12 protein-coding genes are annotated in these 14,229 nt (G+C 59.2%); 9 read left to right on the top strand and 3 right to left on the bottom strand.

Annotated elements, in window-relative coordinates:
• Positions 1–8: 8 nt before the first annotated feature.
• The 5 genes from glpE to C4J91_RS24830 all read left to right on the top strand — a co-directional run bounded on the left by glpE (position 9) and on the right by C4J91_RS24830 (position 6,775).
• The gene (gene glpE, locus C4J91_RS24810; protein WP_124364652.1) at positions 9–338 is read left to right on the top strand and encodes a thiosulfate sulfurtransferase GlpE; all 330 of its coding nucleotides are present in this window, start codon (positions 9–11) and stop codon (positions 336–338) included.
• Between the two features lie 285 nt (positions 339–623).
• Positions 624–2,546 (top strand): PrkA family serine protein kinase, encoded by a 1,923-nt coding sequence (locus C4J91_RS24815; RefSeq protein ID WP_124364653.1) that lies wholly within the window; start codon positions 624–626, stop codon positions 2,544–2,546.
• A gap of 99 nt (positions 2,547–2,645) precedes the next feature.
• The gene (locus C4J91_RS24820; protein ID WP_124364654.1) at positions 2,646–3,917 is read left to right on the top strand and encodes a YeaH/YhbH family protein; all 1,272 of its coding nucleotides are present in this window, start codon (positions 2,646–2,648) and stop codon (positions 3,915–3,917) included.
• Complete coding sequence (locus C4J91_RS24825; protein ID WP_124364655.1) at positions 3,914–5,479, top strand: SpoVR family protein; 1,566 nt, start codon at positions 3,914–3,916, stop codon at positions 5,477–5,479. The genes C4J91_RS24820 and C4J91_RS24825 overlap by 4 nt, the downstream gene beginning before the upstream one ends.
• Positions 5,480–5,542: 63 nt before the next feature.
• Complete coding sequence (locus tag C4J91_RS24830) at positions 5,543–6,775, top strand: multifunctional CCA addition/repair protein (RefSeq protein WP_124364656.1); 1,233 nt, start codon at positions 5,543–5,545, stop codon at positions 6,773–6,775.
• A gap of 72 nt (positions 6,776–6,847) precedes the next feature.
• Here C4J91_RS24830 and folK read toward each other — a convergent pair whose 3' ends face one another.
• Together folK and folB are read right to left on the bottom strand one after the other, a co-directional pair.
• Positions 6,848–7,366, bottom strand: coding sequence for a 2-amino-4-hydroxy-6-hydroxymethyldihydropteridine diphosphokinase (folK, locus tag C4J91_RS24835; protein ID WP_124364657.1), 519 nt, complete (start codon positions 7,364–7,366; stop codon positions 6,848–6,850).
• Positions 7,357–7,710: a dihydroneopterin aldolase gene (gene folB, locus C4J91_RS24840; protein ID WP_015886183.1), complete on the bottom strand. Its 354-nt coding sequence runs from the start codon at positions 7,708–7,710 to the stop codon at positions 7,357–7,359. Before folB ends, folK begins: the two co-directional genes overlap by 10 nt.
• Before the next feature lie 74 nt (positions 7,711–7,784).
• Here folB and plsY point away from each other — a divergent pair, with 74 nt between their 5' ends.
• Entirely contained in the window at positions 7,785–8,354 is a 570-nt protein-coding gene (plsY, locus tag C4J91_RS24845; RefSeq protein WP_124364658.1) for a glycerol-3-phosphate 1-O-acyltransferase PlsY, read from the top strand.
• A 19-nt stretch (positions 8,355–8,373) separates the two neighbouring features.
• On the opposite strand, the gene tsaD is transcribed toward plsY, so the two are convergent.
• On the bottom strand, positions 8,374–9,399 hold the full coding sequence (gene tsaD, locus C4J91_RS24850; RefSeq protein WP_124364659.1) for a tRNA (adenosine(37)-N6)-threonylcarbamoyltransferase complex transferase subunit TsaD: 1,026 nt from the start codon (positions 9,397–9,399) through the stop codon (positions 8,374–8,376).
• 202 nt (positions 9,400–9,601) lie between these two features.
• Between tsaD and rpsU the strand changes: the two genes are divergently transcribed.
• From rpsU to rpoD, 3 genes are all read left to right on the top strand, one after another.
• A complete protein-coding gene (gene rpsU, locus C4J91_RS24855) occupies positions 9,602–9,817 on the top strand; it encodes a 30S ribosomal protein S21 (protein ID WP_002551877.1) in 216 nt (71 codons plus the stop codon).
• A gap of 440 nt (positions 9,818–10,257) precedes the next feature.
• On the top strand, positions 10,258–12,228 hold the full coding sequence (gene dnaG / locus C4J91_RS24860) for a DNA primase (RefSeq protein ID WP_124364660.1): 1,971 nt from the start codon (positions 10,258–10,260) through the stop codon (positions 12,226–12,228).
• A gap of 67 nt (positions 12,229–12,295) precedes the next feature.
• Positions 12,296–14,146 carry an RNA polymerase sigma factor RpoD gene (gene rpoD, locus C4J91_RS24865; RefSeq protein ID WP_124364661.1) on the top strand — a complete coding sequence of 617 codons (1,851 nt, stop codon included), beginning with the start codon at positions 12,296–12,298 and terminating at the stop codon, positions 14,144–14,146.
• Positions 14,147–14,229: the final 83 nt, after the last annotated feature.

The following is a 14,229-nucleotide window of genomic DNA, read 5'->3' on the forward strand; positions in this document are numbered from 1 at the left end:
AGCCCGCCATGACAGAATTCAAACGTATTCCCCCCGAACAAGCCCAAGCCCTGCGCGAACAAGGCGCTGTGGTCGTCGATATCCGTGACCAGCCTACGTATGCCGCTGCGCACATTGCCGGCGCCCAGCATCTGGACAACGTCAACATCGCCGACTTCATCCGCGCCGCCGACCTCGACGCGCCGCTGATCGTTGCGTGCTACCACGGCAACTCCAGCCAGAGCGCAGCGGCCTATCTTGTCAGCCAGGGTTTCTCCGACGTCTACAGCCTGGACGGCGGCTTTGAGCTGTGGCGTGCGACCTATCCTGCGGAAATATCTTCAGGCGATTCGCAATAATTTTTTTCACACCCCGCTACCCCGCGTGACGCTTGGGCTTGCGCCGTTTCTGACGAACGGCGCGGCCAAACTAATTACGCATCGCGCCTTGACCTCCCCGATTCCGAACTATCCTTAGGCACAGGCCATCCAAATCAGGGGAGAGCCGGTACACCGGCGTGCGGGTCATCGGTAGCGTTTCAGGGTGTTCTGGGGGGAAAACAGCTATTGGCGAACGTCAATGACTGCCAGCATCGACTGATTGATCCGGCGTCGGCTCCACGTATCGAGCGAGGTGACGACGTCATGAGTATCTTTAGCCACTTCCAACAACGTTTCGCGTCCACACAGGAGGAGGAACTCACGCTTCAAGAGTACCTCGAACTGTGCAAACAGGACCGCAGTACCTATGCGTCTGCCGCCGAACGCCTGCTGCTGGCAATCGGCGAGCCGCAGCTGGTGGAAACCGCCAACAACTCGCGGCTGTCGCGAATATTCTCCAACAAGGTGATCCGCCGCTATCCGGCCTTTGAAGACTTCCACGGCATGGAAGAATGCATCGACCAGATCGTCTCCTACTTCCGGCATGCTGCCCAGGGCCTGGAGGAGAAGAAACAGATCCTCTACCTGCTCGGCCCGGTCGGCGGTGGCAAGTCGTCCCTGGCCGAAAAACTCAAGCAACTGATCGAAAAGGTGCCCTTCTACGCGATCAAGGGCTCGCCGGTGTTCGAGTCGCCCCTGGGCCTGTTCAACGCCACCGAAGATGGCGCGATCCTCGAAGAAGACTTCGGCATCCCTCGGCGCTACCTCAATACCATCATGTCGCCCTGGGCCACCAAGCGCCTGTCCGAGTTCGGCGGCGATATCAGCCAGTTCCGCGTGGTCAAGCTCTACCCGTCGATCCTCAACCAGATCGGCGTCGCCAAGACTGAACCGGGCGACGAGAACAACCAGGACATCTCCGCACTGGTGGGTAAGGTCGATATCCGCAAACTGGAAGAATACCCACAGAACGACGCCGACGCCTACAGCTACTCGGGCGCGCTGTGCCGGGCCAACCAGGGCCTGATGGAATTCGTGGAGATGTTCAAGGCGCCGATCAAGGTGCTGCACCCACTGCTCACGGCCACCCAGGAAGGTAACTACAACAGTACCGAAGGCCTGGGCGCGATTCCGTTTACCGGGATCCTGCTGGCTCACTCCAACGAATCGGAGTGGCACACCTTCCGCAACAACAAGAACAACGAAGCCTTCATCGACCGTATCTACATCGTCAAGGTGCCTTACTGCCTGCGGGTCAGCGATGAAATCAAGATCTACGACAAACTGCTGTTCAACAGTTCCCTGGCCAAGGCGCATTGCGCACCCGACACCCTGAAGATGCTCGCCCAGTTCACCGTGCTGTCGCGCCTCAAGGAGCCGGAGAACTCGAATATCTACTCGAAAATGCGCGTGTACGATGGGGAAAACCTCAAGGACACTGATCCCAAGGCCAAATCGATCCAGGAATACCGCGACACGGCGGGCGTCGATGAAGGCATGAACGGCCTGTCGACGCGCTTCGCGTTCAAGATCCTCTCCAAGGTCTTCAACTTCGACCCTCACGAGATCGCCGCCAACCCGGTGCATTTGTTGTATGTGCTGGAGCAGCAGATCGAACAGGAACAATTCCAGGCCGAAACCCGCGAGCGCTATCTGCGCTTCCTCAAGGAATACCTGGCGCCGCGCTACATCGAATTCATCGGCAAGGAAATCCAGACCGCTTACCTGGAATCCTACAGCGAGTACGGCCAGAACATCTTCGACCGCTACGTGCTGTACGCCGACTTCTGGATTCAGGACCAGGAATACCGCGACCCGGAAACTGGCGAAATCCTCAACCGCGTGGCACTCAACGAGGAGCTGGAGAAAATCGAGAAACCCGCCGGCATCAGCAATCCGAAGGATTTCCGCAACGAAATCGTCAACTTCGTGCTGCGCGCCCGCGCCAACAACAACGGCAAGAACCCAACCTGGCTCAGCTACGAGAAGCTGCGGGTGGTGATCGAGAAGAAAATGTTCTCCAACACCGAGGATCTGCTGCCGGTTATCAGCTTCAACGCCAAGGCCAGCAAAGAGGACCAGCAAAAACACAACGACTTCGTCACACGGATGGTCGAGCGCGGCTACACCGACAAACAGGTACGGCTGCTCTCCGAGTGGTATCTGCGGGTGCGCAAATCGCAATGACGTAGCTGCAAGCTTTTAGCTACAAGCTGCAAGTAAAAGCCGATCCGCTTTTACTTGTCGCTTGCGGCTTACGACTTGAAGCTCCCCGGAGGGGCCCCCATGAGCTATGTGATCGACCGACGCCTCAATGGCAAGAACAAGAGCACGGTAAACCGCCAGCGTTTCCTGCGGCGTTACCGTGACCACATCAAAAAGGCCGTTGAAGAGGCCGTCAGCCGCCGCTCCATCACCGACATGGAACATGGCGAACAAATCAGCATTCCCGGACGGGACATCGACGAACCCGTGCTGCACCACGGCCGGGGCGGTAAGCAAACCGTGGTGCATCCGGGCAACAAGGAGTTCACCACCGGTGACCACATTCAGCGCCCGCAAGGTGGCGGTGGGGGCAAGGGCGCGGGCAAGGCCGGTAACTCCGGCGAGGGCATGGACGAATTCGTGTTCCAGATCACCCAGGAAGAATTTCTTGAATTCATGTTCGAGGACCTGGAGTTGCCCAACTTGGTCAAACGCAACCTGACCGGCACCGACACGTTCAAAACCGTGCGTGCGGGTATCAGCAACGAAGGCAACCCGTCCCGTATCAACATCATCCGCACCCTGCGCTCAGCCCACGCCCGGCGTATCGCCCTGTCGGGCAGCAGCCGTGCAAAATTGAAGCAGGCCAAGGAAGAGCTGGAGCGCCTGAGGCGCGAAGAACCGGACAACTTCGGCGATATCCAGGAAATAGAGGCAGAAATCGAGAAACTCAGCGCGCGCATTCATCGCGTGCCGTTTCTCGATACCTTTGACTTGAAATACAACCTGCTGGTCAAGCAGCCCAACCCGAGTTCCAAGGCCGTGATGTTCTGCCTGATGGACGTGTCCGGTTCCATGACCCAGGCCACCAAGGACATTGCCAAGCGCTTCTTTATCTTGCTGTACCTGTTCCTGAAGCGGAACTACGACAAGATCGAGGTGGTGTTCATCCGCCATCACACCAGCGCCCGGGAAGTGGACGAAGAAGAATTCTTCTATTCCCGCGAAACCGGCGGCACCATCGTCTCCAGCGCGCTGAAGCTGATGCAGGAAATCATGGCCGAACGCTACCCGGTCAATGAGTGGAATATCTACGCGGCCCAGGCGTCCGACGGGGACAACTGGAACGATGACTCGCCGATCTGCCGCGACATCCTGATCAACCAGATCATGCCTTTCGTGCAGTACTACACCTACGTCGAAATTACCCCCCGTGAGCACCAGGCGCTATGGTTCGAATACGAGCGCATCGGCGAAGCCTTTGCCGATACGTTCGCCCAACAGCAACTGGTCTCGGCCGGCGATATCTATCCGGTCTTCCGTGAACTCTTCCAGCGCAGGTTAGTGACATGACCGCCAAAAAAGAGCATAAGCGCCAACCCATTTCCACCGGGTCCGAATGGACCTTTGAACTGATCCAGGCCTATGACCGGGAAATCAGCCGCATCGCCGCGGGTTATGCGCTGGACACTTACCCCAATCAGATCGAAGTGATCACCGCCGAACAGATGATGGACGCCTACGCCTCCGTCGGTATGCCGCTGGGTTATCACCATTGGTCCTACGGCAAACACTTTCTCAGCACCGAAAAGTCCTACACCCGCGGCCAGATGGGCCTGGCCTACGAGATCGTGATCAACTCCGACCCGTGCATCGCTTACCTGATGGAAGAAAACACCATCTGCATGCAGGCGTTGGTGGTGGCCCACGCATGCTACGGGCATAACAGCTTTTTCAAGGGCAACTACCTGTTCCGCACCTGGACCGATGCCAGTTCGATCATCGATTACCTGGTGTTCGCCAAGCAGTACATCATGCAATGCGAAGAGCGCCACGGCATCGACGCGGTGGAAGACCTGCTCGACTCCTGCCACGCGTTGATGAACTACGGCGTTGACCGTTACAAACGCCCCTATCCGATTTCGGCCGAAGAAGAACGCCTGCGTCAGAAGGAACGTGAGGAACACTTGCAGAAACAGATCAACGATCTGTGGCGCACCATTCCAAAGCGCGCCGGCAAGAACAGCGACAAGGACAATGCACGCTTCCCCGCCGAACCTCAGGAAAACATCCTGTATTTTCTGGAAAAACATGCGCCGCTGCTGGAGCCATGGCAACGCGAAATCGTGCGCATCGTGCGCAAGATTGCCCAGTACTTTTATCCACAGCGCCAGACCCAGGTGATGAACGAGGGCTGGGCGACGTTCTGGCACTACACGCTGATGAACGACCTGTACGACGAAGGCCTGGTCACCGACGGGTTCATGATGGAGTTCCTCACCTCCCACACCAGCGTGGTGTTCCAGCCCGGCTTCGATAGCCCGTACTACAACGGCATCAATCCCTATGCGCTGGGCTTTGCGATGTATCGGGACATCCGGCGCATGTGCGAACACCCCACCGAGGAGGACCGCCGCTGGTTCCCGGAAATCGCCGGTAGCGACTGGCTCTCCACCATCAAGTTCGCCATGAGCAGTTTCAAGGACGAGAGCTTCATCCTGCAGTACCTGTCTCCCCAGGTGATTCGCGACCTCAAGCTGTTCAGCATCATGGATGACGATCTCAAGGACGACCTGGTAGTGCCCGCTATTCATGACGAACCCGGCTACCGGACTATCCGCGAGACCCTGGCGGCGCAATACAACCTGGGCAACCGCGAGCCCAACGTACAGATCTACAGCATCGATGTGCGGGGTGACCGCTCGCTGACCTTGCGTCACCAGCAGCACGACCGCAAACCCTTGGGCGAATCCACAGAGGAGGTACTCAAGCACTTGCACCGGCTGTGGGGCTTCGATATCCACCTGGAAACCCTGCAGGGCGACCAGGTGGTGAAAACCCACCACGTTCCCCCGCGCAGCGATCATAACGACACCGACTACGGCCGCCTGGACCTGGCCGTCGTGCATCTCTGAAACGGCAAAGCCTCCATTGGCCCGGCACAGACGGTATCCTGTGCCGCTAATGGAGGCTTTTTCATGAAAATCTACAAAGTCGGCGGTGCGGTGCGTGATCGCCTGCTGGGCATCGAGGTCACCGATATCGATCGCGTCGTCGTTGGCGCCACCATCGAAGAGATGCAGGCCAAAGGCTTCAAGCCGGTCGGCGCTGACTTCCCCGTGTTCCTGGACCCGAAAAACGGCGATGAATACGCCCTCGCCCGCACCGAGCGCAAAAGTGGCAGGGGCTACGGCGGCTTCGTGTTTCACGCCAGCCCCGACGTCACGCTGGAAGAAGACCTGGTTCGTCGCGACCTGACCATCAATGCCATGGCCGAAGATGATGAGGGCAATCTGACCGACCCCTATCACGGCCAACACGACCTGGAAGCACGTGTTTTACGTCACGTTTCGCCCGCGTTCGCCGAAGATCCCCTGCGAGTGCTGCGGGTTGCGCGGTTTGCCGCTCGCTATGCGCACCTCGGATTCAGCGTGGCTCCCGAAACCCTGGCACTGATGCGTCAGCTCAGCGAATCCGGCGAAATGGAAGCGTTGACGCCGGAGCGCAGCTGGAAGGAAATTTCCCGGGCATTGATGGAAGACCAGCCCCAGGTGTTTATTCAAGTGCTGCGCGACTGCCATGCGCTGAAAACCCTGATGCCGGAAGTGGATGCGCTGTTCGGCGTACCGCAGCCCGAAGCCCATCATCCCGAGATCGACACCGGCGTGCACACCCTGAGCGTGCTGGAACAGGCTGCAGTGCACAAACAACCGTTGACCGTACGCTGGGCCTGCCTGCTGCACGACCTGGGCAAAGGGCTGACACCTGTGGATAAGTTGCCGCAGCACATTGCCCACGAACACCGGGGCTTGAAGCTGATCAAGACGGTTAATGAACGCTTCAAAGTGCCAAAGGATTGCCAGGAACTCGCGCTGCTGGTGGGCCAATATCACACCCACGGGCATCGCGCCCTGGAGCTGAAGGCGTCGACGCTATTGGAGTTGCTGCAAAGTTTTGACGTCTACCGTCGACCGCAACGCTTCGAGGAATTCGTGGTCGCCTGCGAGATGGATGCGCGGGGCCGCAAGGGTCTTGAACAGCGCAGTTATCCACAGGCGGATTATTTGCGGGGGGCGGCAAAGGCTGCGCGCGAGGTGGCGGTGGCGCCACTGCTGGAAAAAGGCTTCAAAGGTCCGGAGCTGGGTGAGGCGCTCAAGCGTGAACGGCTCAACGCACTAAAAGCCTACAAAGAACAACACAAGCCTCTGTAGGAGCGAGCTTGCTCGCGAAGGACATCAACGATAACGCAGCGCCCTCTGGTTTTTCGCGAGCAAGCTCGGCTCCTACAGAAGCACATCTGCCGTGAGTGGCCGGCCCTGCCACTCAAACGCCACAGGCGCGAGCACCTGATCGATCTGCGCATCGCGCCACAGGGCAGCCATGGTCTTGCCCGCTTCAGGATGCACCCGATCCGGTGCCATCATCGACAGCGGCCACAACACAAAAGCGTTTTTCAGGATCTCAGCCCGTGGCAGGATCAAACCGTCGAAATTACCCACCAGATCGCCATACAGCAGCACGTCGATATCCAGGGGCAACCCTTTACGATCTGGCGCATAGCGGCCGTTGTCGGCCTCGATGGATTTCAACCGACGGTCCAGCTCCATCAATGACAGGTCGGTCCAGGCCGACACCACCAGATTGAAGAACGGCCCGCTCTTGATACCCACCGGCTGGCTTTCGAACACCGCCGAACAGCGCATGTCCGTCAAAAAGCTCGCCAGCGCATCGAGTCCCGCACGTAAATTGAGCTCGCGCTCGATATTACTGCCCAGGCCAAGGTAAACCTGAGTCAGCGACATCCGCGCTCGATCTCCACGCCCACGCCTTTGGCCGCTGGGACGGCACCTGGCTTGGTCAATTTGAGGTGCAGCCAGGGAATCTGGAATTCACTCATCAACACTTCGGCCAGGCGCTCGGCGAAGGTTTCCACCAGTTGGTACTGGGACTGCTCGGCAAAGGCCTGGATACGCGCGGACACGCTGGCATAATCCAGCGCCAGGGTGAGATCGTCGCCAGCGGCGGCCGGACGGTTATCCCAGGCAAAGCTCAGGTCCAGGCGCAGGCATTGACGGATTCCGCGCTCCCAGTCGTAGGCGCCGATCACGGTGTCGACTTCCAGGCCTTCGATAAACACTCTGTCCAAGCACTCTTCTCCGCAGCACGACAAGGGCGCGATGCCCCGTTAGAATCAGGGCGTCCTCGCCCGGAATAGTTAGCATGTTTTGGTCACTGGCGATTCTCGCCTACCTGCTCGGCTCGCTGTCCTTTGCCATTTTGCTCAGCCGCCTGACGGGAAATCCCGATCCGCGAATGAGTGGCTCAGGCAATGCCGGCGCCACCAATATGTTGCGCCTGGCCGGCAAGAAACTCGCCGTGCTGACGCTGCTGGGCGACATCTGCAAGGGCCTGCTGCCCGTACTGCTCGCCAGCCTCGTCGGCCTTTCCCTGCAACAGCAGGCCTGGGTGGGCGTATGCGCCGTCCTGGGCCATCTGTTCCCCCTGTACTTCCGTTTTCGCGGCGGCAAAGGCGTCGCCACGGCGGCCGGCATGCTGCTGGGGATCTACCCGCCGGCAGCCTTGCTGGCGGTGCTCGCCTGGCTGCTGACGTTCTACCTGACCCGCACCAGCTCGCTGGCTGCGCTGATCGCCACACCGCTCACCCTGCCATTACTGGCCTGGCAAGCACCGGCGGCGCTGCTGCCGATGAGCGTGCTGACACTGCTGATCGTCTGGCGTCACCGCGGCAATCTACGCGACCTGTTTGCCGGGCGCGAACGGCATTTCTAACGGGCGTCCAGGCTAACCCTTACAACGGCGACAACTGCTCCATCGGCCAACGTGCCTGCACGCTGATCGCCAGGCTCTCATGCTGCCCGGCCTGCAGGCGTTGGCAGCCGGCGTAGGCGATCATCGCGCCATTGTCGGTGCAGAACTCAGGGCGCGCATAGAACACGTCGCCGTTCATCTCACCGAGCATTTTCTCCAACGCGCTGCGCAAAGCCTTGTTGGCACTGACGCCGCCAGCAATCACCAGGCGCTTCATGCCTGCCTGCTTCAGGGCGCGCTTGCACTTGATGGTCAAAGTCTCCACCACGGCCTGCTGGAACGCCAGCGCGATGTCGCAACGGGCTTGCTCGCCGTCGTCTCCGGCGCTGACGCTCTGCTGCCAGGTATTCAACGCCGAGGTTTTCAAGCCGCTGAAGCTGAACATCAGCCCCGGGCGATCGCACATCGGCCGTGGGAACGTGTAACGACCGGCCACGCCTTTTTCGGCAAGACGGGCGATTTCCGGACCACCGGGGTAATTGAGCCCCATCATCTTCGCGGTCTTGTCGAATGCTTCGCCTGCGGCGTCGTCCAGCGACTCGCCCAACAACGTGTATTGGCCGATGCCGTCGACCTGAACCAGCTGCGTATGCCCCCCCGAAACCAACAAAGCGACGAACGGGAACGCTGGCGGTGTTTTTTCCAGCATCGGTGCCAGCAAATGCCCTTCCATGTGGTGCACACCGAGGGCCGGAATCCCCCAGGCAAACGCCAGCGCCTGGGCACAGGAAGCCCCAACCAGCAGGGCCCCGACCAATCCCGGGCCTGCGGTATAGGCAATCGCGTCGATCTCGGTCGGCACGCAGCCGGCCTCATCCAACACCTGGCGAATCAACGGCAGCATGCGTTTGACGTGATCACGGCTGGCAAGCTCCGGCACCACGCCGCCATAGGCGCGGTGCAGGTCGATCTGACTGAACAGCGCATCGGCCAAAAGCCCGCGTTCACTGTCGTAAAGTGCGACACCGGTTTCGTCGCAGGAGGTTTCAAGTCCCAGTACTAGCATGGGTTTGCGCCTTGTAGAGGCTGAATTCGAAGGCGCGCATAATAGTCGCCACTCCCCCTCCCGACTAGCGGTTTTCGATCAGAGGCTTTGCATTCCTGCCAATGAGGGGTTAACATCCGCAACCCTTAAAAACCGACGACCTCAGCCGCGAATTGTTTGCGACGAGAACGTTGATCCCGGTAATGAAAGAAGGTAGCTCTGGATGCCAGCCGTCAAAGTAAAAGAGAACGAACCCTTCGACGTAGCTCTGCGTCGTTTCAAGCGCTCCTGCGAAAAAGCCGGTGTTCTGGCTGAAGTTCGTAGCCGCGAATTTTATGAGAAGCCAACTTCTGAGCGTAAGCGTAAAGCAGCAGCCGCTGTTAAGCGTCACGCCAAGAAAGTTCAGCGCGAACAGCGCCGCGCCGTTCGTCTGTACTAATACACAGACGTTCGTAGCAAGCTTCTGCCAAGCCCGGCCCTCAGCCGGGCTGTTGGCATTTGCGGATATCGCTTGATGCTTCATCGTCGACGCCGCACACGCGACCGAGACACTGCTTCACACGTCAGGACTGGCTCTTTTGCCAGCGGTGCACGTCTCTTCTGACGAGCCTAACAAGGCTACTGACGAGCACACCTATTCTTCAAGCAGGCGATCAACTGTGTCGACTGTGCCCATTGATGAGCTTCCGAGACCGCTCACAGGTCAAGACCGGACTCACGGGCAACTTTTATTCGTCGGACACTGATAGAGACTAACGTCAGCGAATGTTCGGCAGATACACTCCCTGACACCCCATGCAGACGATAATGCTCGAGCGCCCAACGTGCGCTTGAACATTTCACGGGCCCTCATTTACACGCAGTGATGACGAGAACGCCATGGCCGGGCTGATTCCCCAGAGCTTTATTGACGACCTTCTGAACCGCACCGACATCGTCGATGTTGTCAGCTCACGCGTGCAACTGAAAAAAGCCGGCAAGAACTACACCGCCTGCTGCCCGTTCCATAAAGAAAAAACCCCGTCGTTCAGTGTCAGCCCGGACAAGCAGTTCTATTACTGCTTCGGTTGCGGCGCCGGCGGCAACGCCCTCGGCTTCCTGATGGACCACGACAACCTGGATTTCCCCCAGGCCGTCGAGGACCTGGCGAAAGCCGCGGGCATGGAAATCCCCCGCGAAGAAAGTGGCCGCGCGCACAAACCGCGACAACCCACCGACTCGCCGCTGTATCCGCTGCTGACCGCCGCCGCCGATTTCTACCGGCAAGCACTTAAAAGCCATCCGCAGCGCAAAGCCGCTGTCGATTACCTCAAGGGCCGAGGCCTCACCGGTGAAATCGCCCGGGACTTCGGGCTCGGTTTTGCACCGCCCGGCTGGGACAACCTGTACAAGCACCTGAGCAGCGATACGCTCCAGCAAAAAGCCATGATTGACGCCGGCCTGCTGATTGAAAACGCCGAGACCGGCAAACGCTATGACCGCTTCCGTGACCGCGTGATGTTTCCGATCCGCGACAGTCGCGGCCGCATCATCGCGTTCGGTGGCCGAGTGCTGGGGGACGACAAGCCCAAGTACCTGAACTCCCCGGAAACCCCGGTGTTCCATAAAGGCCAGGAACTCTACGGCCTGTTCGAAGCGCGCAAGAACAACCGCAACCTCGACGAGATCATCGTGGTTGAAGGCTATATGGACGTCATCGCCCTGGCTCAGCAGGGCCTGCGCAATGCGGTGGCGACCCTCGGCACCGCCACCAGCGAAGAACACATGAAGCGCCTGTTCCGCGTCGTGCCCAGCGTGCTGTTCTGTTTCGACGGCGACCAGGCCGGCCGCAATGCCGCCTGGCGCGCGCTTGAGGCCACGCTGTCGAGCCTGCAGGACGGGCGTCGTGCACGCTTTTTGTTCCTGCCCGAAGGCGAAGACCCGGACACCCTGGTGCGCTCCGAAGGCACCGACGCGTTCCGGGCGCGTATCAATCAACATGCGCAACCGCTTGCGGATTATTTTTTCCAGCAATTGACCGAAGAGGCCGACCCGCGCTCGCTTGAAGGCAAGGCCCATATGGCTACCCTCGCAGCGCCGTTGATCGACAAGGTCCCAGGCGCCAACTTGCGCACCTTGATGCGCCAGCGCCTGCTGGAAATCACCGGATTGAGCGGCGAAGCCGTGAGCCAACTGGTGCACAGCGCTCCTCAGCATGCGCCGCCCGCCTACGACCCAGGCATGGATTACGACGCCATGCCGGACTATGCCGACTTCCACCAACCGCAGGAGGCGTTTACGCCCCAGCAGGAGTGGACGCCGAAGAAGCCCGGGGCCGGCGGCAAGAAGTGGGACAAAAAGCCCTGGAGCAAGAATGGCAAGCGCGGCGATCGCGATGAGGCCTATGCCCCGCGCACGCCGGTTGCCGTAGAAGCGCCAACGCTGATTGCGTTGCGCACGCTTATCCACCACCCGCAATTGGCGGGCAAGGTTGAAAGCGCCGATCATTTCGCCAACGAAAGCAACACCTACGCTCAGGTGCTTATCGCCCTGATCGAGGCCGTGCAGAAAAATCCTAAGCTAAACTCAATTCAGCTGATGGCTCGCTGGCATGGCACGGAACAGGGCCGCCTGTTGAAGGCACTCGCGGAAAAGGAGTGGCTAATTGACGGCGATAACCTTGAACAACAGTTTTTAGACACCATTAACAGGTTATCCGCGGGTCAACATACACAGACCCTCGATGAGCTCATCAAGAGAGCAAGACAGCCGGGATTGTCGGCTGAAGAGCAGATTCAGATAGCAAAACAGATGCGCGACCTCTTAAAACAGAACGTTTGCACATCAAACCCGACCTCAGCTGGCGTGTGAGGTCATAGCTCGGGTATAATCCTCGGCTTGTTTTTTGCCCGCCAAGACCTTCAGTGGATAGGGTGTTATGTCCGGAAAAGCGCAACAGCAGTCTCGTATCAAAGAGTTGATCACCCTTGGTCGTGAGCAGAAGTATCTGACTTACGCAGAGGTCAACGACCACCTGCCTGAGGATATTTCAGATCCAGAGCAGGTGGAAGACATCATCCGCATGATTAATGACATGGGGATCCCCGTACACGAGAGTGCTCCGGATGCGGACGCCCTTATGTTGGCCGACGCCGATACCGACGAGGCAGCCGCTGAAGAAGCCGCTGCCGCGTTGGCCGCGGTGGAGACCGACATCGGTCGCACGACTGACCCTGTGCGCATGTATATGCGTGAAATGGGTACCGTCGAGCTGCTGACACGCGAAGGCGAAATCGAAATCGCCAAGCGTATCGAAGAGGGCATCCGTGAAGTGATGGGCGCAATCGCGCACTTCCCTGGCACGGTTGACCACATTCTCTCCGAGTACACTCGCGTCACTACCGAAGGCGGCCGCCTGTCTGACGTCCTCAGCGGTTATATCGACCCGGACGACGGCATTGCGCCGCCTGCCGCCGAAATACCGCCGCCTGTCGATCCGAAGGCGCCGAAAGCGGACGACGACGCCGACGAAGACGAGGCTGAAGCCAGCACCGACGACGAAGAAGAAGTCGAAAGCGGTCCAGACCCAGTCATCGCTGCCCAGCGTTTCGGTGCGGTTTCCGATCAAATGGAAATCACCCGCAAGGCCCTGAAGAAGCATGGTCGTGCCAACAAGCAGGCAATTGCCGAGCTGCTGGCCCTGGCTGAGCTGTTCATGCCGATCAAGCTGGTACCGAAGCAATTCGAAGGCCTGGTTGAACGCGTTCGTAGCGCCCTTGAGCGTCTGCGTGCACAAGAGCGTGCGATCATGCAGCTCTGTGTCCGTGATGCGCGCATGCCGCGTACCGACTTCCTGCGCCAGTTCCCGGGCCACGAAGTTGACGAAAGCTGGAGCGACGCCCTGGCCAAAGGCAAGGCGAAATACGCCGAAGCCATTGGTCGCCTGCAGCCGGACATCCTCCGTTGCCAGCAGAAACTGAGCGCACTGGAGGCTGAAACCGGCCTGACGATTGCCGAGATCAAGGACATCAACCGTCGCATGTCGATCGGTGAGGCCAAGGCCCGCCGCGCGAAGAAAGAGATGGTTGAAGCCAACTTGCGTCTGGTGATCTCCATCGCCAAGAAGTACACCAACCGTGGCCTGCAATTCCTCGACCTGATCCAGGAAGGCAACATCGGCTTGATGAAAGCGGTGGACAAGTTCGAATACCGTCGCGGCTACAAGTTCTCGACTTATGCCACCTGGTGGATCCGTCAGGCGATCACTCGCTCGATCGCCGACCAGGCCCGCACCATCCGTATTCCGGTGCACATGATCGAGACCATCAACAAGCTCAACCGTATTTCCCGGCAGATGTTGCAGGAAATGGGTCGCGAACCGACCCCGGAAGAGCTGGGCGAACGCATGGAAATGCCTGAGGATAAAATCCGCAAGGTATTGAAGATCGCTAAAGAGCCGATCTCCATGGAAACCCCGATCGGTGATGACGAAGACTCCCATCTGGGTGACTTCATCGAAGACTCGACCATGCAGTCGCCAATCGATGTCGCCACCGTTGAGAGCCTTAAGGAAGCGACTCGCGACGTACTCTCCGGCCTCACTGCCCGTGAAGCCAAGGTACTGCGCATGCGTTTCGGCATCGACATGAATACCGACCACACCCTTGAGGAAGTCGGTAAGCAGTTTGACGTGACCCGTGAGCGGATCCGTCAGATCGAAGCCAAGGCGCTGCGCAAGTTGCGCCACCCGACGCGAAGCGAGCATCTGCGCTCCTTCCTCGACGAGTGATACCAGAACCCCCGGCCCAGGCCGGGGGTTTTGCTTTCTAACAATTACTTCCACAGATAACTGCCCCGCAACCCCCCTCCCCC

Origin of the sequence: Pseudomonas sp. R3-52-08, assembly GCF_003851745.1 — a bacterium.
In the GTDB taxonomy this organism is placed as follows: Bacteria; Pseudomonadota; Gammaproteobacteria; order Pseudomonadales; family Pseudomonadaceae; genus Aquipseudomonas.

Coding starts and splice junctions, on each gene's coding strand:
- glpE (WP_124364652.1), top strand. CDS start 9: ATGACAGAATTCAAACGTATTCCCCCCGAACAAGCCCAAGCCCTGCGC.
- C4J91_RS24815 (WP_124364653.1), top strand. CDS start 624: ATGAGTATCTTTAGCCACTTCCAACAACGTTTCGCGTCCACACAGGAG.
- C4J91_RS24820 (WP_124364654.1), top strand. CDS start 2,646: ATGAGCTATGTGATCGACCGACGCCTCAATGGCAAGAACAAGAGCACG.
- C4J91_RS24825 (WP_124364655.1), top strand. CDS start 3,914: ATGACCGCCAAAAAAGAGCATAAGCGCCAACCCATTTCCACCGGGTCC.
- C4J91_RS24830 (WP_124364656.1), top strand. CDS start 5,543: ATGAAAATCTACAAAGTCGGCGGTGCGGTGCGTGATCGCCTGCTGGGC.
- folK (WP_124364657.1), bottom strand. CDS start 7,366: ATGTCGCTGACTCAGGTTTACCTTGGCCTGGGCAGTAATATCGAGCGC.
- plsY (WP_124364658.1), top strand. CDS start 7,785: ATGTTTTGGTCACTGGCGATTCTCGCCTACCTGCTCGGCTCGCTGTCC.
- tsaD (WP_124364659.1), bottom strand. CDS start 9,399: ATGCTAGTACTGGGACTTGAAACCTCCTGCGACGAAACCGGTGTCGCA.
- rpsU (WP_002551877.1), top strand. CDS start 9,602: ATGCCAGCCGTCAAAGTAAAAGAGAACGAACCCTTCGACGTAGCTCTG.
- dnaG (WP_124364660.1), top strand. CDS start 10,258: ATGGCCGGGCTGATTCCCCAGAGCTTTATTGACGACCTTCTGAACCGC.
- rpoD (WP_124364661.1), top strand. CDS start 12,296: ATGTCCGGAAAAGCGCAACAGCAGTCTCGTATCAAAGAGTTGATCACC.